Below are 16,987 nucleotides of genomic sequence, written 5' to 3'. Positions count from 1 at the left end.
CTTATCGGTAAAAGAGGTCGAAGTATTGAATAATTGACACTAAACAGACCTGTTTTTCACTACTTAACAATACCTTTATAATACCCGTCACAATTATCAGTAACCAGGGACATTCCCCTGTTAAAAAGGTCTGTAATGGGAGAGAAGACCTCATTCATGAAAGATCCAAGGGCCCCTATTTCAGGACTAGATAATGGTCCCGAAATTTTTTGAGTAAAGACACTACAGCCTTTTTCATCAACTGATGCAACAGAGAAATCTTTAAATACTTTCTCTTTTAAGTTAATTTTTCCTTTAGCAACAATCTTATGATTATTGGTAGCAATGGCCACGTCTTGTAGATCAATCATGCTTTTTTGAAATTTTAAATCCAAGTGTAGTTCTCGAATTTCAGTCTCACCACTTGTCATACCTCTAAGACCTGCATGACCTAAGTCCGTTCCTTTCGCAACAAGAATACCAATAGGTCCAAGAGTCAAGTATCCTGCTGCATCTAAAAGACCTACTTTCTTACTATCAATATAAGCATCTAAAATTTTATCTAGATCCTTTCCAAGCCACTTCAATTTCTTACCATTTACAACTAAGTTCATATCATTTTCTAGGAAATCATTTTTTCTGTTCAATTCGCCTTTAAAGTCTAAATTTAAATCTCCATAAAGATTTATATCTTTCAAGTTAAACTTAGACGTAACTTTACCTATATCTTTTAAAAGAAGGTTGATTTTAATATTTTGCAGCTCTTGCTTGGTGAGGCTAATTTGCCCATCAATCATTTTCTTAAATACAGAGATATTTAGTTCGCTCTCTATGAAGAAAGGTTTTAACTCTACTGAAATTCTCTTTGAAGAGAGAGCAATATCATCTATCTTATACTTTTTAATATCTATTGAATTTACCTGAAGATTAAAGTTCTGAACGAGAATTGAATCTATTCCTTCTTTAGCACTCTTTTTTTCAGTCTTCTCATGAACCTTTGGAGCTTCTGTCTTTTTCTCATATTCTTTAATTGAATTAATTTTTATATTCAGACTTTCAACTATAATATTCTTTTTAAAAAGAGAGCCAAGATCGACTTTAATATCTACATTATCTAAGATAACTTCGTGCCCCGAAACTTTGACGACAACTTCTTTTGCTGAAAATTTATGGGCGTTAATTAACCTATAAGTGATTGGTTTATTTACTTGGATCTCAACACTTCCACTAGAATTTATAAGCTCAACAATACTCTCTTGAAATAAGCTAATAGGAAGTAGGAGAATCGTGCAAATAAGTACAAATAAGACAAAGGATAAACTTAGACAAACTTTCTTAATCATAGGGGTTCCGAAATTACGTTAAATAAGAGATATTGAAGAAAGAATTATCTCTCAACTTAACTAGAAGTTAAAGTTAATTGAATTAACACTACTTAAAACAAGGAAGACAGTATGAGTCAAGAATATATTCCACCAAAAGTATGGAAGCAAGAAGCCAATAACGGAGGTCAATTCGCTAATATAAATAGACCCTCCGCCGGTTCAACTCATGAAAAATCCTTACCAAAAGGACAACATCCTTTTCAGCTCTACTCCTTAGCAACTCCTAACGGAGTCAAGGTTACAGTAATGTTCGAAGAGTTACTCGCCCTTGGAATAAAAGAAGCTGAGTACAATGCTCACTTAATTAAAATTACTGAAGGAGATCAATTCTCTAGTGGTTTTGTAGAAATAAATCCTAATTCTAAAATTCCCGCTTTAATTGATAATAGCGAAGGTGACTCTATTAGAGTATTTGAATCTGGCTCAATTCTCCTCTACCTTGCAGAGAAGTTTAACTCCTTCCTGCCAAAAGAAATTGAAAAGAAAACCGAAGTTCTCAATTGGCTTTTTTGGCAAATGGGAAGCGCTCCCTATTTAGGAGGAGGCTTTGGACACTTCTATAATTATGCTCCAGAGAAAATAAAGTATTGTATTGATCGCTTCACAATGGAGACCAAGAGACAGCTTGATGTTCTAGACAAGAATTTAGAAAATAGAAAGTACATAGCAGGAGATGAATACACTATTGCAGATATCGCAATCTGGCCTTGGTATGGTGTACTTGTACAAGGAAACCTCTACAACGCAGAAGAGTTTATAGATGCTAAGTCTTACAAGAACCTTCTACGTTGGGCAAAATTGATAGGTGAAAGACCTGCTGTAAGAAGAGGTGTCGTTGTCAATAGAGTCTGGGGAGATGAAGGTCAACAACTTCCAGAAAGACATAGCGAAGAAGATTTTAAAAAGATAATTTTGGAGAAGAAATGAAAACTATAAAATTAATTATTCTTTCAATGCTTTTAAGTGTAGCCATATTTAGTGTTGAATCAACTCTTTCAAGCTTCACATTATCGGCACCAAGGAATAAGAAGATAGAACTAAAGCAATATAGTGGAAAACCATTGCTCATTATAAATATCGCTACTCGCTGTGGGTACACAGGACAATTAGATGATATTGAAAAACTCTATAAGAAATATCAAAAGCAGGGACTAACAATTATAGGAATTCCTTCCAATGACTTCGGAGGTCAAACTCCAGAATCAAATCAAGAAGTTGTTGAGATGTGCAGAGTTAAGTATGGAGCAAGCTTTCCAATATCTACAAAGGCCATTGTTCTTGGTAAAGAGAAAATCCCTCTCATTGATTACATTGTTAAATCATCTGGTGGAGAAGAGATAAAGTGGAATTTTGAGAAATTCCTCTTCGACAAAGATGGTAAATTTGTTGCGAGATTTAATTCAAAGACCCTTCCCCTAGAGTCAGAACTTGAAAATGCGATAAAAAAAGCTCTTCACTAGGAGAGCTTAATCTATTTACATATAAGGGCCTAGCCTCTAAAATCTCAACATGACAAACGATACAGACTCTCAAACATGCCCAAAATGTTCTTCTCCTTATGGTTATACCGATGGATCTCTCTGGATTTGCCCAGAGTGCTTTCATGAGTGGAACCTAGAGGCCCAGGCCGAAGAAGGCCAAACACCAAAATTTCTCGATTCAAATGGTGCTCAATTACAAAATGGTGACTCAGTTACTGTGATTAAAGACCTAAAAGCAGGAAAGAGTACAATTAAGTCAGGTACTAAAGTTAAGAATATCAGACTTCTAGATGAGCCTGTTAACGACCACGATATTTCTTGTAAAATTGACGGTCACGGATCTATGTACCTTAAATGTTCTGTGGTTAAAAAGGCCTAGACTTTTCTTTCTAGGACTTTTCAGTGTAAAATTAGGGGGTATGCGCTCTTAAAGGCGCCCAACCTCTGAAGGATATTTTCTTGAAAAGAAGGGATTTCTTAAAATATACTACCTTTCTCGCGGCCACCAGTGGACTCAGTAGTTGCTCATTCCTGCAAAAGCACTTTCACGATGCCACTTGCAAGTCTTGTATAAATCCATTTGAAGAAACTAAGCAAACTCAGAGTACAATAATTGCTCCAACAAAGAAGCCAGAAGAGGAAATTGTCAAAGAGTTGGTCAAAGATGAAAGGGCCAAGAGTAAGTACTTCTCTCAAGATTTTCCAGACGATATTTTTCTGAGTAAAGAAAATTACGCTATTGTCAAAAGCCTCGTCGCAAAACTTAGAATAGTTGAAAGGTATGTAGGACATGGGAACTTCAACCTATTAAACGTTGATAGCTTCTATTTATTCACCAATACAATTCCCTACTGCAAGCCTATAACTGAAGTTGAAAAGAAATTTATGGAAGAGCTCTTCTACTTTGACGCCGCCAAGTATGGCTTCAAGGGAGATAAAACGGCCAAAAAACTAACAGACTCCATAGGAAAGAGAGAGGTGGCCAAAGTTCCTTTCTCTGGACACTTCCTAAAGAAAGACCAATCCCTTACACTCTTTCAAAAAGTAAAACGAGATGTAGGTAAAGACCTTATTCTCACCTCTGGCGTTAGAGGTGTTGCAAAGCAATTCCACCTATTTCTTGAAAAGTCTCTTGAGACAAAGGGTAACTTATCTAAGGCCTCAAGGTCTCTTGCTCCTCCTGGTTATTCATTCCATTATCTAGGCGACTTTGATGTTGGTAAGAAAAATATGGGTATGAAGAATTTCGATCAAGACTTTGCTGAGACGGATGAGTTCAAACGTCTTGTGGATCTTGGCTATATAAATATTCGCTATACACAAAGTAATACTCTCGGTGTTCGTTTTGAGCCGTGGCACTTAAAAGTTTAATCTATTTAAAAAGTTTCTTTTTTAGAAGTTAAGATAAGATCAAAGAGAGAATTAATATCATTTTTTTGAACCTCAGTTAGCTCTTCGAGTTCAATACAATTCTCTAGGAAATGACGATGAAGCTCCTTCGCTTTATTTCTAATTTTAAAATTAGCACCTTCAGAAATAGAGTCCACGATTCTCCATTTTAATTCATCAGCGATATAGAAATAAGTTTCATAGCTCTTACTTCTTTCTAGCTCCTGCTCGATAACTGCAACAAGATCCCACCAATCGTTCTTTTTATACCTTCTTGATTCACTATACATTTATTTCATAACCTCTAAGATTTCCTCTCTACTCACACGGTATTCTCTTGTACTCAGAGATAATTTGAGGGTTAATTTTTAAAGCATACTTTGTTTTTACCGCTATCCACTGTTTTAAGTACTTACAAGTATAACTCTTTTCGATAGGATACCACTCCAGCGGGGTCTTTGCCTGCTTCTTTCTATTGTAGTGAGAGTTAGTAATCACAAGATTTTCAGGATCGTTTGCAAATTTCTCACGTTCCCTATTTGACCATAGACTTGCTCCACTCTCCCATGCATTTTTTAAAGGAACGACATGATCAATATCAATTTGAGAGGGGCTTGTTAGAATTTCTCTAAAGTAGAAATCATTCCACTTACCTTCAACTACTTTACAAGAAGAAATCTTTACTTTTACTAGGGATCTTATCTTTAATATTTCATGACGAGTATTTAAGCAATTCTTATCTGTATCGGTCCAGTGCTTAAACTTCTTTCGAGAGTACTTATTTTGTTTATCAGTCTCGACTTTGCTTACACCTCCATGGCAGTGAAATTCTCCAAGCTTTCTATCTTCATGACATCCCTTCTTCGGTCCACTCTTAATAGTTCTCCCACTATGAGAGAAAATAGACACTGAAAAAATAAAACAGAATAAGATGACTAAAGGTTTCATTTCTCTTCCTCTTTTCTAAAAGCAGAGGGAATAATATTAATTCCAAATTTTTGACCAAGTTTTACAACGATAGGAAGAGTTAAAGGAGCGAAAGGTAGCACTAAGAGAACACCAAGCCCTAGGCTTGTCACAACTTCTCTAAATTGCATATTTGCAATTTTCATCTCTTCTTTGGAGGCCTTTCCTCTAGAATAGCGACTATAGGTAATGAACATGTCTTTTGTTTCAATACTTTCTTGTGCCAGGCCCTCTTTTAAAATTAAAAGAGAGCGCCTTATTCTACGAAGCATCCCCTTTCTCTTAGAGGCAAAGTAAAGAACTAGGCCCAGATAGAAGTCTTCAAATCGCTTACATTTTTTCATACTTAATTTTACACTATTTATGAAATAAATGACCTAAAAATACAAAGATTACTCTCATCTATATAAATAGGATTAGGCCAATTCTGCTCTTTAGCTATTTTCTTTAGCCAATTGCGAGCATTCCCTTTTGTGACAATTGTAACTTCCTTTCTCTTACTTACTTCAACAATTTGCTCAAGAATATAGCGGTAAGTCTCCTCAGAGAATGGATCGTAGAGGTAGTAGAAGTCTGCATCAGGAATAGAAAAAGACTCCAAGGAAAGATCTTGAGTTTTAAAGATAAGACTAGCCTGAAGCCCTAACGCTTCTGATGCTTCATTTGAAACATCTACTCTATGGGGAACGTACTCATAGCCTATAAAGTTAATATCAGGACGAACTAATGAGCAAACAAGACCTACTCTTCCATAGCCAGAACCTAGATCAACAACAGTGCTTCCAAGAGCAGCTTTCATTGAGTGAAGCGCTAGAAGAATAGTTGAGTATCCTGACTGAACGCCTACACCCGATTTTTGATAAAGCCTTTCTTTAGCATCATGATCTACGGTCATATCTAAATCTAAATTATAATTAAGTTCAAAAATATCATCTAAGTTATCAAATGTTCTATAGAGTCTAAGCCCTTGTTGACCAAGATTTTGATCGACAGATTCCTTACTCTCTTCTTCATTTAGAAAATGAACTTTCATTTCCTTTAATGATTGAATGACAAATTCTTTTTGATTTTCTTTTGATTTTGAAGTAATGAGGGACAGAATATCTTGTTCAATTTCTTTTGAATCCCTTCCGACTTTTTTCATCTGGCCAGAACCGCTCTTAATTAAGAAATCTTTTAGGAAAATAATACTTTCTAATTCGTTACTAAAGAGTGGTTCCATAAAGTCTTCATAAGAAGTCTTTATACCAAGTTCTTTGTCTTCTTTATTCTTTAGCCATAGTTGCTCTTTTAGAAAACCCATCACTTCTACAAGCAAGGCAGAATTAACAAAGAGATGGGCCATTTGACTCGGAGTAAAAGTTGAAGTTCTATGAGTTAATTCTTCCTCATTTAATAACTCCAACAGAGTCTGCTTTGAAATATGCATATTGCTTCCAGATGTTGAGATCATGGTTGCTATGCATGAGCAGTGTATTTTCCAGTAAGATAGCCTCTCTACGATTTGAAGTAAAGTATCTCTATCCTACTTATTTATAAAAAATTCTAAGATATTCTCTCGCGCACTCTTAGCAATTGATTCAACTTCATTATCAATTTCGTGAAGAGCTTTACTATAAGTAACGACTCTAAAGTGCTTGGCCCTCTTCTTTAGAACAGTTTTTGTTTTAGAGGCATTAACATATGTGTCGCTTGGTCCAGAAAGTAGAACGAGTCCAGGGACTTTTGGATCAATGAACCATTTCGTTCTAGATTTCATTGCAACTTTTTGAAGATTAAAGGCAAATTTAGGAACAAAAACTGGAGACTTTGGGAAGATAGGATCCTCATGTGGATCATTTACTCCTAGAAATCTATTCGTAGTTAACGTTTCCATAGATATTTCATCGATCGGCCAATTAAATAATCCTTCACCAACAAAGTAATTTGGAGCGATCCCTGGAGCAATGAGTACCACTGATAAAATAGAACGTCCTTTGTCATAGTAAGCTTTTCTATAGGCAGCAAGCCCACCAGTAGACCATCCAAGAATATGATACTTACTTCCGTTAGGACCATTCTTTCGACCAAGTAGATCAATAACCTTATCACCGATCTCATTTATATTTTCAATCGTTGTATTATTCATTGTTCCGGCAGACCCACCCTGTCCCATATAATCGAAGGCCACGACTCTAAAACCATTATTTGTTAAAACTTCAAAAAGTGGATCGTGATTTAAAATAGAATCTCCAAGTCCTTGGTAGAAGAGAATATTTCCTTTGAATTTAACTTCTGGATTTGCAGTGAGGTAACCAACACGTATATCTGTTTGATGATGCTTAATCTTAATTGTCTTATAACCTAATCGCCATGGTAGATAAGATCCAGCGCTTGCTGAAAAAGTAAAAGTTAAAACAAGTAATGTTAGTAGTAGTCTATACATAAGGCCCTTATTCTCTTTGGTTTAAATCTCTTCACATAATAACGGCCTAGGCCATTTGAGAGAATAAGGTGTGTAATAAAGAGTTATAGTTTAGATCTATAACTCACTGATATTTTAATCGTCTGAATTTTTAATCAACTTAATATGAATAGCGATAGGCCCTTTCGGCCCTTGGCTCATCTCATATTCAACAATATCGTGCTCATAAAGTCTCACTCCACCAAGAGCTGTCGAATGAAAGAAGAGGTCCTCATCGTCTCCATCTGGCTCAATGAAGCCAAAGCCCTTTTCATCTTCGTAAAATTTCACCACTCCAGTCAGCACTTTTCCTGCAACAACTTTTCTCTTCTTATCTATGGCCTCGCCCCAGACAAGTTCAGTGATAGTTGTCACCTCATCACCTTTATGAATTTGTTCAAGCTTATCAATTACTGCATCTCTTGTTTTAGCTGAGACAAAGAGATTTGATCTCTTTCTCTTCGACGTTTTCAATGTATCGTACTTAACAAGCTCTACTTTATATTCTTTCATATATCCTCTTTAGATAATTTATTACTTTATATATTCGGCGCAGAACTTAGAAAATACAGCTTTATGAAGCTCTAAATCAAACTCTGGCGATAGTGAGACACGAACAATATAGTCCTTATCCCCTTCCTTAGTTGTTCCCTGTGTTGATGTTGCAGGGATTGTCCAATAACATCCCTTAAGCTGTCCATAGCTCACACAGAACTTACTCTCATGAGGAATTTCAGCAATCATCATATTAATTAGCTTTAAGTTTAAATCGCGCTTATGATTCTCTCTTTCCTCATGTGAGCTTCCCTTTGTTGGAAGATCAAGAGAGAAAACTGAAGGAGTAAAGCTCTCACTTGCTAATTCTTCTGAAACAAAATTAATCTTAGCAGTTGGTAGCGTTTCTTGAATATGATTTACAAATGCTCTTGTATTTCTATAAGCACCTTCAATTCTCTCATTCATAGAAGGCATTTGCTTTGTCAAAGTATCGATCTGAAAATCTGTCGCTTCATTATCACATATCTTTAAATGGCCATCTACGTAACTCATAAGGCCCTCAGCTTCAGCGTTAGCAACACAGTAACCAGCAGTACAAAGACCTCCACTTGGAAATTTAGAACCACTCACATAGGAAATAGTTTGAACGCTTGAGAGAAAATCCCCTGGGCCTAGAAACTTCACATTAGGACAAAAGGTTTGATCTAAAATGAAAACAGGTGCTACCGCCTTACTTCCACTACTTGTAGCTCTTTCCTTTGAAAGAACATCTTTTAAATTACCAAGATGAGGAACTTCGACTCTTGGATTCGTTGGAATTTCAGCAATGATATAAGGGACTGAGTCAGAGAGAGCGACTTTCTCTAAAATCGTCTCAACACTACTCACCATATTCTGCCCACCATCAACGGCCAGGTCTAAGATTTCGACATTGGAAACACAGGCGGCCACTCTTCTTGCCTGATCATTCGTTCCACCATAGCAATTTGGAGGTACGATAAATTTAATCGCCTTCCCAGGGTGCTTATCTTTTGCGTGGTGAATGAGTCCCATCATGATCGCGTATTGAACAGATAGTCCACACGAACCAATTGAGGCGGAAGAATTTGTATTTGTGATTTCTTTAATAGTCTTTGTAAGTGCTACTCTATCAGCTTTTGAATTTTCCTTCATAGAAGGCTTACCAATAAATTCTTCTAGCATAGATAGACAATCATTGGGAGTCATGGCAATAGACTCTCTTCTTCTTACGTGCTGAATTTCAGAGATATACTTTTTGCTCTCTTTATTATTTACAAGAGCGATACTTCCTAGTTCTTTAGAGATTGCAATAGTGAAGTCAGCTGCGCTTCTTAATTCAGTATTCCAAACGTCTGCTAGCTCTGTCAGAAAAATACTACTTCCAGAGAAGTCTTTAATTTCATGAGCGTCTTCAACTTTTAGTAGGTCAAATTTATAACCGTAAACGCTTCTTAGAATTTCAGCGTCGAAGTTCTGAGGTAATTCATTCTTATAGAGAATTTGAGTTGCTGTATTTTCTAAGAGATTCTTTCTAAGAATTGCAAGAATTGGCATTGTCCCCGATGAAAAAGAAATAATACTTTCAACTGGAAGATTCTTAATTTTAGCAATTGTCCATTCTAGAACACATGAGAGAGGATGGCCTAGACGAATATAATCGAATGCAGTAGGAAGTTTTTCGAGTTCGAAGGAAAGTGCTTCTCTATCTGAAGAGATTAGTTTTTCGAATTTTTCTAGAAACTCAACCTTCGCCAGTCCCTCGTTATAAATATCTAAGCGGTGAGTTGTTAATTTCACCCAATCAGATGGCATGGCCTCTAAAATATTTCTAATGAATTCTTTCTTATTTTGCTCACTCATATTGGTACCTCTATATAGGCACCAATATACAAGATTTGGCTCATTCTTTAAAGTGATTATAGCCCCTATTACAGGGCCAATTGCTAGATATCGTCTTCGTCTAACTCAGATGGCTCTTCAACGTAGAGATCTTTTGGACTTGTGTGATTTGTCATCTTTCCGGCCATATTGTCTAGAGCGCGCAAAAGCTTATCAGAAGCTGTATCAATTGCTTTATAGACTGTTTCAGCGTCATGGCTAACGACTATTGGTTGGTGATTAGCAACACGGGCCTCTAGTAAGCAATGCTTATCGCTTCCACCTGCTTTCTTACCATTCTTATCAGAGATATGAACTTCGATACGAGTAAGGGCTCCCTTAAATCTTTCAAAGTTTTCAGATAGACTTGATTCAATGTAAGTATTAAGTTCCGCACTACCTTCAATATTGTGGTCTGTACTAACTATAATATTCATAAAGGCTCCTTTACTTGTTTTTCTGATCTTAAATACTAGTACTTAGTATTAAGTTCTTCATATTTTAATACAAGAATTATACCTTTGTCTTACTTCTTTTTAACCTAAAATCAGGCTTCTTCCGTTTCCCAACCAATTTTCTCAAGAAATTCGTCATAAGTTCCATCAAAGAACTCGGCGCGTCCTTGATGAAAGATGATGAGTTTGTTGACAGATGATCTAAGAAGTAATTCGGAGTGGGTCACCAAAATAACCGCACCTGGAAATTTAACAATCTCTTCACTTAGTGTTTCAATTGATTCCATATCCAAGTGATTTGTAGGTTCATCTAATAAGAGTAAGTTTGATTTCTTCGCTAAGATCTTCCCAAGCATCACTCTACTCTTCTCCCCTCCGGAGAGAACGGAGACTTTCTTCTTCGCAAGATCATCAGTAAACATCATCGTTCCACAAATTTGTCGAACCTGACCAATTCCTAGATCGTGATTACTATCAGAGATCTCTGTTATGATCGTGCTATTTGGATCAAGTCTTTCAATATTTGTTTGACCAAAATGCCCCATAGAAAGAGACGGATGATTTTTAATATTTCCAGTTCTTGGAGTAAGCTCTCCTGCAATAACATTTAAAAGAGTCGATTTCCCCTTACCGTTCTTTCCGATAATTCCAATACGATCTTCGCGTCCAACATTAAGAGAGAGACTCTTAAAGAGATCCTCTTCCTCAACTCCTGAGTAAGAGAAACTTAGATCACTGGCCTCAAGAATAACTTTTCCAGGGCAATCTTTATGATGAAAAGTAAATCCAAGAGTATTTTCACTGGCAAGCTTTTCAATGGTTCCCATCTTTTCAATTTGCTTTGCTCTAGACTGGGCCTGTGTCGCCTTTGAGGCCTTAGCACCAAAACGATCAACGAAGCCTTGAAGTTCTTTCTTCTTCTTTTCTTGATTTAATCTCGTCTGTTCATAAATTTCATCAGCGATTGATAATTGCTCGTAAAACTTTGTGGTATTTCCTTCGTACTTACTTAAGCGTTTTCGACTAAGCCCAATTGTATGAGTAGAGACAGAGTCCATAAAATCTTTATCATGCGTGATTAATAGAACTTCACCCTTAAACGACTTTAGAAAACCTCTAAGCCATCTTAGAGAAACAATATCGAGATAGTTAGTTGGCTCATCTAGAAGCAAGAGGTTTGGGTTTTGAACTAGGGCCTTCGTGAGATTAATACGAACTTGGTAACCACCAGAGAAACTATTTGGATCTCTATCTAAGTCTTCTTCTGAGAAGCCAAGACCAAAGAGAATTTTCTCGGCCTTCCACCAATCGTACTGCTCTTCTTCCGAGAGCACTTGGCAACATTCCTCAAGAACCGTTGGCTTAGTGAAGTTGATATGTTGATCGAGAGCACCAATCTTATATCCCTTAGGAATAACGACTTCTCCTCCATCAGGAGTAATCTCACCGAGAATAATTTTAAAGAGCGTTGATTTACCAGAACCATTTCGACCTACGAAACCGATACGCTCTCTCTTTCCTATGAGTAAGTCTAAATTTTCGAAGAGAACTTGAAGACCAAAATGCTTTGAAATACCATTCAACTGAATCATTACTATCCTATATTATTTTTTTGGACACAATGCCACAGATCACGCACTAAGGCCCGCTTTGTGGTCAAAGGGTGTAAAGGATATCTGTTAATTTAGGAATTTCTCTTATTCTACTGAACTAAGCCATTTCTTCTTTTTAAAATAGCTATAAATTGCCGCCCCAATAACGAATTGAATGATCATAATTGCTGCGTATCCATAGCGATAATCAAGCTCAGGCATATTTTTGAAATTCATTCCGTAGATTCCCACAATATATGTGAGTGGAATAAATATTGTTGAAAAGAGAGTGAGGTACATCATCACCTCGTTAGTCTTCTTATTAATATTACTGAGGTAAAGGTCGTAGAAACTAGTAACGAGTTCTTGATTTAAACTTATCGATTCATTTATCTGTAAGCAGTGATCGAGTGTATCTTTAAAATAGAAGACCGTTTCAGAAGTAAAAATCTCTCTCTCAGTTCTAACTAGAACTTTTACAATATCATTAATTGGATAAATGGCCTTCTTTAAGTAGAGAAGCTCTTTTTTAAGCCAGTAAACATCCTCAATAATTTCATTATCGTTATTATCAAGTGCAACTTCGATCAAAGTAATTTCATTATCAATTTGATCACCAACATTGAAGTAGCCATCTACGACTAAGTCGATAATTCTATAAAATAGAAAACCAGCACTCTTTTGTCTTAGAAAACTATTCTCAACACTTAACTCAGACTTTAGACGCTTAAAAATATCGTTTGGAAATTGGCTAAAAGAAATAACCAATCCCTCTTTTAAGATTAAGCTGATTTGTTCTTTTACGAATGTCTCTTTCTCACTGTGATAACTAATTGCTTTAAGAGTAACGAAAATATATTCATTGTGAGATTCAATCTTAGGTCTTTGCTTAGTATTTAAAATATCTTCAATATTCACACCGTGAACGCCAACTTTCTCACAAATGGACTTAGTCACTTCTGTATCGTGAATACCGTTAATATCAATCCAATTTGTATTTTCAGAATTGATATCTACAGAAAAATCTTTAATGTTTGAAAATGTTCTGACTTCACAAGACTCTTTATTATAAGTTCGACTTACAATTGAAACGTCGTGAGAGATCTTCTCATCTCCGACATATGCCAATTTCCACGGCTTGTGTTTAATCTCTTTAGACTTCTTTGGATTCTTTGTTTTCATTATCATAGATACAACAATTCTAGTTCACTTCCCAGATTGCCATCGCCCACTCAGGATGATCGATGAATGGATTACGATTCTTTTGATAGTTACAAGCGGCATTGTTTCTAAATCTTTCGTGCTCACTTACAGGGTCTTGCTTATGCCACTTCATAAGTGTTTGAAGAAACCAAGTAGAATAAGTTTGCTCGTATGACCCATTTGTCATTGGAGAATCTTTAAATCCAGGAATTTGTCTTTCATACCTAACTGCAAAGTAGAGCATGGCTCTCGCAATATCACCTTTAAACTCATCAATTGGCTCAAAGACAAGTCCTCTATACCTAGGATCACTACTAGGTCCTAGCTTCGATCCATTTTCAGAACTCCAATTAGTACTTGAAACTTCTCCAAAAGGATATGAACCTCTCATTCCATTAACCTTTCCATCCGTCGGATAAATATGAAAGATATCAGACTTCATTGGTCTCTTCTTATCGAATAACCCTTGAGGAAAGAGATGCTCACGGTTGTAGCAATCACCTTCATTTCTATACTGTCCACAAGTGCGTGAAGTCGTATAACGATATGGATCACGTCCCTCTGGTCTCTCTGAATACATATCTAGAATTGTATTATCTGCATCGTAAGTAGTGTCGCGATCAGTTTTTCTATAGGCCCCAAGAAGATCTCCGTATGAGAGACTTCTATGAGTCTTTCCTAGAAGGTTGGAAAGCTTCGACTTAAACTCATACCCTGTGGCATTTGTATTTAGGCCAGAGTAATAGCTGTCTTGATTACAAGTAGCGAATGTAGAAGTAGAAAGAAAAACAAGTAGTGCTAAGAAGTGTGGTTTTTTCATGAGGGAAAAGTACCTAAGATTAGGTGTGAAAACAACCCAAAAATTAGACTATTCTAATGTTTTTTATTAGAAAAACTTACCAGAAGGCCTTTTTCTAAGTATTTATTATTTAACCTTAGAGAAATTAAGCTATTGAGCTGCTGGCTTTACCCATTCTCAAAAAATGTTAGGATAGGAAAATGAAAAGCATTAAAAAAAATATTCAAAAAATTCCAGTTTTCTTTCACCCCCAACAACTTGAGTTTCACCCTAAGTATGAGTGGGCCCTAGGCAATAGAATTAAACACCCAGAAAGCACAAAGCGAGCAGAGTCTATTTTCAAGGCGATAAAGGCAGAGAAAGACCTCTTTGATCTTCATATACCAGAGCGTATTCCTCTCTCAAATATAAGAGATTGTCATAACTATGAGTTAGTGACTCTATATAATACAGCTGCAGGCCTTCCTGATGGGCAGGAATTCTATCCAAGTGTTTTCCCTCAGAGAAAGAAGGCCAATCCAGACCCAACAAATATTAAGCATGCGGGTTTTTACTGCTTTGACAGTGGGACCCCTCTCAATAATAAGACATGGCTTGCGGCAAGCTGGAGTTCAGCTAGCGCATTCGCCGCAGGAGAAATAGTCTACAAAGGAAAGTCTAAAGTTTCCTATGCGATTTCTAGACCTCCTGGTCACCACGCGAGCAAGGATAGTTATGGTGGATACTGCTATTTCAATAATGCGGCCATTGTAGCCAAAATGCTCAAAAAGAAAGGAAGAGTTGTCATACTCGATATCGACTTTCACCACGGTAATGGTACTCAAGAAATATTTTACAATGATGACAAGGTCTTCACTATTTCAATTCATGGAGATCCAAGAGAATACTTTCCATTCTTTTGGGGCTTCTCTTCAGAAAGTGGCGCAGGAAAAGGTGAAGGCTATAACCTAAATGTAATCTTGCCAGAGAAAACAAAAATTGCTCAATACAAGAAAACTCTTATTGAAACAATTATTCCGACAATCAAAAGATTTGAAGCGGACTACCTAGTTCTCTCCGCTGGCTTTGATACATATAAGCTTGATCCAGTTGGGAATTTCTCACTAGAAACAAAAGACTATCAAGAAATTGGAAAACTCATTTCAAAACTTGATATACCTACAGTCATACTTCAAGAAGGTGGCTACTTCACGAAAGATCTTGGGAAGAATGTGGTGAGTTTGTTAAAAGGTTTTTGTTAAAACTCAGCGCTTCACTAAACTCACAAAAAAATTCATGATATAAGTTCGAGTAATCACTTAAACTCTCATGACTATGATATGTTAGTTTTTTTACACCCTTGTAAATTTTCCCTCTCACCCCCTTTCACTCCTCTTTTTTGCTATTTTAAGCCTATGAAATTACTTCAACATTTCCTCATTATAGGCAGTATCGCCCTGTTTCCAAGTTTATCATTTAGTTGTGATGAGCATTCTAAGTCTGTTGAGGAAGAGTTCATTAATAATGGTGACGTTAGCGGGGTCACTAAAGAAGAATTTCATGAGGCGATCGATAAAGTTATAGATATTTATCGCCCTATCATCGAAGACACGGGTAACACACTCATTGTAAAGAAAGATTGGAACAACCTCAAAGATAGCTCATATACAAAGAGAGAAGGGCTAGACCAAAAGCAATGGCTTATTTCGATTCATGGTCGCGATGCTCGTTTTAAAAATAGTTCCAAAGATGCTGTCTCTTATGTGGTTTGCCATGAGCTTGGCCACCATTTCGGAGGGGCACCACTTAAGAAGACTTTCGGTAAAGATCATAGCTGGGCCGTTTCTGAAGGACAGTCTGACTACTGGGCCATGAATAAATGCCTAAGAAGAGTCTTTAAAAAAGATAACAATAGAGAGTTCGTTAAAAAATTAAATGTTACAAGCGAAATACAAAGAAAATGTAAAGTATTTACCATAACCGAAGAGAGGGCCATCTGCCAAAGAATGATGGTCGCTATTGAACAAACTTACTTTGTACAAGAATTTTCTGCTCTCCTTTTTTCAAGAGACCATACTGAAGTTGAGCAGACCTATACTGAACATCCCAATGCCCAATGCCGTGTAGAGACCCTCGTGGCCGGCACTCTTTGTGGAATAGCCCCTTATTATAAGAATCATAATAACAGTGAACTCAATGGTAACTGCAATCCCTTTAATGGACCTACAGCAGGACAAAGACCGAGCTGTTGGTTTAAGCCTGCTCCTTATCGTCCAACTGAAGAGAGTTTTAGCGACGAAGGAATGAAAGCTCACATTAAGAATGATCATTACGATCTTCTTAACTATATGCTCAGAACGAAAAAGATTGATGTGAATCGTTTATATGAAAATGAGAGGAATGCCTTGATGATTGCCATGAGCACTTCTTCCAATAAGTCCATCAACCTATTCTTAGCGCAAAAAGATCTCGACATAAATCATACAGACGAAATAGGAAATACGGCCCTTCACTACGCCAGCAACTTCCGAGAGGCAGAAGCATTATTCAAGCTACTCGAATTTCCAGAGATAGATATAAATGTACAAAGCCAAAATGGGTCCACTCCTTTAATGATTTCCGCCTACAGAGGCTATCCCTCAATGGTAAAGGCCCTCGTCGATCGAAATGAGATAAACCTCACCCTAAAAAATGAAAAAGGAATGATGGCACTCGACTTTGCCAAACTTACAGATATTCTCTCCGACGAAAAGATTGAAATTATCCAAAGTAAGCTCTCTCAATAGAACTTAGCGCACTCATTAGCCAGCATCTATTATATCAACTCTTTCCTAGTACATTGCTATGAGTGCCGGTATGTTTATTTTTAAGCTGCTAGAGAAAGTGAGATAGATCTATAGGTTGAGAAGTTACGGCAAA

18 protein-coding genes are annotated in these 16,987 nt (G+C 36.7%); 6 read left to right on the top strand and 12 right to left on the bottom strand.

Annotation, left to right across the window (positions count from 1 at the left end; translation table 11 throughout):
* Positions 1-59 precede the first annotated feature (59 nt).
* Entirely contained in the window at positions 60-1,322 is a 1,263-nt protein-coding gene (locus tag CES88_RS15455) for a hypothetical protein (protein WP_290736477.1), read from the bottom strand.
* Between the two features lie 111 nt (positions 1,323-1,433).
* On the opposite strand from CES88_RS15455, the gene yghU reads away from it, so the two are divergent.
* The 4 genes from yghU (at position 1,434) to CES88_RS15435 (ending at position 4,216) form a co-directional block, all read left to right on the top strand.
* Positions 1,434-2,291 (top strand): glutathione-dependent disulfide-bond oxidoreductase, encoded by an 858-nt coding sequence (gene yghU / locus CES88_RS15450; RefSeq protein ID WP_290736473.1) that lies wholly within the window; start codon positions 1,434-1,436, stop codon positions 2,289-2,291.
* A complete protein-coding gene (locus tag CES88_RS15445; RefSeq protein WP_290736470.1) occupies positions 2,288-2,824 on the top strand; it encodes a glutathione peroxidase in 537 nt (178 codons plus the stop codon). The genes yghU and CES88_RS15445 overlap by 4 nt, the downstream gene beginning before the upstream one ends.
* 49 nt (positions 2,825-2,873) lie before the next feature.
* The gene (locus tag CES88_RS15440) at positions 2,874-3,224 is read left to right on the top strand and encodes a zinc ribbon domain-containing protein YjdM (RefSeq protein WP_290736468.1); all 351 of its coding nucleotides are present in this window, start codon (positions 2,874-2,876) and stop codon (positions 3,222-3,224) included.
* A gap of 80 nt (positions 3,225-3,304) precedes the next feature.
* Complete coding sequence (locus CES88_RS15435; protein ID WP_290736465.1) at positions 3,305-4,216, top strand: D-alanyl-D-alanine carboxypeptidase family protein; 912 nt, start codon at positions 3,305-3,307, stop codon at positions 4,214-4,216.
* Positions 4,217-4,221: 5 nt separating this feature from the next.
* Here the strand turns inward: CES88_RS15435 and CES88_RS15430 are convergent, their stop codons facing one another.
* The 11 genes from CES88_RS15430 to CES88_RS15380 form a co-directional block, all read right to left on the bottom strand.
* The gene (locus CES88_RS15430; RefSeq protein WP_290736462.1) at positions 4,222-4,524 is read right to left on the bottom strand and encodes a hypothetical protein; all 303 of its coding nucleotides are present in this window, start codon (positions 4,522-4,524) and stop codon (positions 4,222-4,224) included.
* Positions 4,525-4,552: 28 nt separating this feature from the next.
* Positions 4,553-5,182: an HNH endonuclease gene (locus CES88_RS15425; RefSeq protein ID WP_290736459.1), complete on the bottom strand. Its 630-nt coding sequence runs from the start codon at positions 5,180-5,182 to the stop codon at positions 4,553-4,555.
* Complete coding sequence (locus CES88_RS15420) at positions 5,179-5,544, bottom strand: hypothetical protein (RefSeq protein ID WP_290736457.1); 366 nt, start codon at positions 5,542-5,544, stop codon at positions 5,179-5,181. The genes CES88_RS15425 and CES88_RS15420 overlap by 4 nt, the downstream gene beginning before the upstream one ends.
* 17 nt (positions 5,545-5,561) lie before the next feature.
* Positions 5,562-6,629 carry a hypothetical protein gene (locus tag CES88_RS15415; protein ID WP_290736454.1) on the bottom strand — a complete coding sequence of 356 codons (1,068 nt, stop codon included), beginning with the start codon at positions 6,627-6,629 and terminating at the stop codon, positions 5,562-5,564.
* A gap of 96 nt (positions 6,630-6,725) precedes the next feature.
* Positions 6,726-7,625 carry an alpha/beta fold hydrolase gene (locus CES88_RS15410; protein WP_290736451.1) on the bottom strand — a complete coding sequence of 300 codons (900 nt, stop codon included), beginning with the start codon at positions 7,623-7,625 and terminating at the stop codon, positions 6,726-6,728.
* 114 nt (positions 7,626-7,739) lie between these two features.
* On the bottom strand, positions 7,740-8,156 hold the full coding sequence (locus tag CES88_RS15405) for a cold shock domain-containing protein (RefSeq protein WP_290736448.1): 417 nt from the start codon (positions 8,154-8,156) through the stop codon (positions 7,740-7,742).
* Positions 8,157-8,177: 21 nt separating this feature from the next.
* On the bottom strand, positions 8,178-10,022 hold the full coding sequence (locus CES88_RS15400) for a cystathionine beta-synthase (protein ID WP_290736445.1): 1,845 nt from the start codon (positions 10,020-10,022) through the stop codon (positions 8,178-8,180).
* Positions 10,023-10,105: 83 nt separating this feature from the next.
* Complete coding sequence (locus CES88_RS15395) at positions 10,106-10,477, bottom strand: HPF/RaiA family ribosome-associated protein (RefSeq protein ID WP_290736442.1); 372 nt, start codon at positions 10,475-10,477, stop codon at positions 10,106-10,108.
* Positions 10,478-10,587: 110 nt separating this feature from the next.
* Positions 10,588-12,087: an ABC-F family ATP-binding cassette domain-containing protein gene (locus CES88_RS15390; RefSeq protein WP_290736439.1), complete on the bottom strand. Its 1,500-nt coding sequence runs from the start codon at positions 12,085-12,087 to the stop codon at positions 10,588-10,590.
* A 105-nt stretch (positions 12,088-12,192) separates the two neighbouring features.
* A complete protein-coding gene (corA, locus tag CES88_RS15385) occupies positions 12,193-13,269 on the bottom strand; it encodes a magnesium/cobalt transporter CorA (RefSeq protein ID WP_290736437.1) in 1,077 nt (358 codons plus the stop codon).
* Between the two features lie 19 nt (positions 13,270-13,288).
* A complete protein-coding gene (locus CES88_RS15380; RefSeq protein ID WP_290736434.1) occupies positions 13,289-14,110 on the bottom strand; it encodes an endonuclease in 822 nt (273 codons plus the stop codon).
* A 179-nt stretch (positions 14,111-14,289) separates the two neighbouring features.
* Here CES88_RS15380 and CES88_RS15375 point away from each other — a divergent pair, with 179 nt between their 5' ends.
* A complete protein-coding gene (locus tag CES88_RS15375; RefSeq protein ID WP_290736431.1) occupies positions 14,290-15,330 on the top strand; it encodes a histone deacetylase family protein in 1,041 nt (346 codons plus the stop codon).
* Positions 15,331-15,483: 153 nt separating this feature from the next.
* Positions 15,484-16,854, top strand: a complete 1,371-nt coding sequence (locus CES88_RS15370; RefSeq protein ID WP_290736429.1) for an ankyrin repeat domain-containing protein — start codon at positions 15,484-15,486, stop codon at positions 16,852-16,854.
* The last annotated feature ends 133 nt before the right edge of the window (positions 16,855-16,987 follow it).

The organism is Halobacteriovorax sp. JY17 (assembly GCF_002753895.1).
Taxonomy (GTDB): domain Bacteria; phylum Bdellovibrionota; class Bacteriovoracia; order Bacteriovoracales; family Bacteriovoracaceae; genus Halobacteriovorax.
This window is presented reverse-complemented; position numbering and strand designations above follow the sequence as displayed.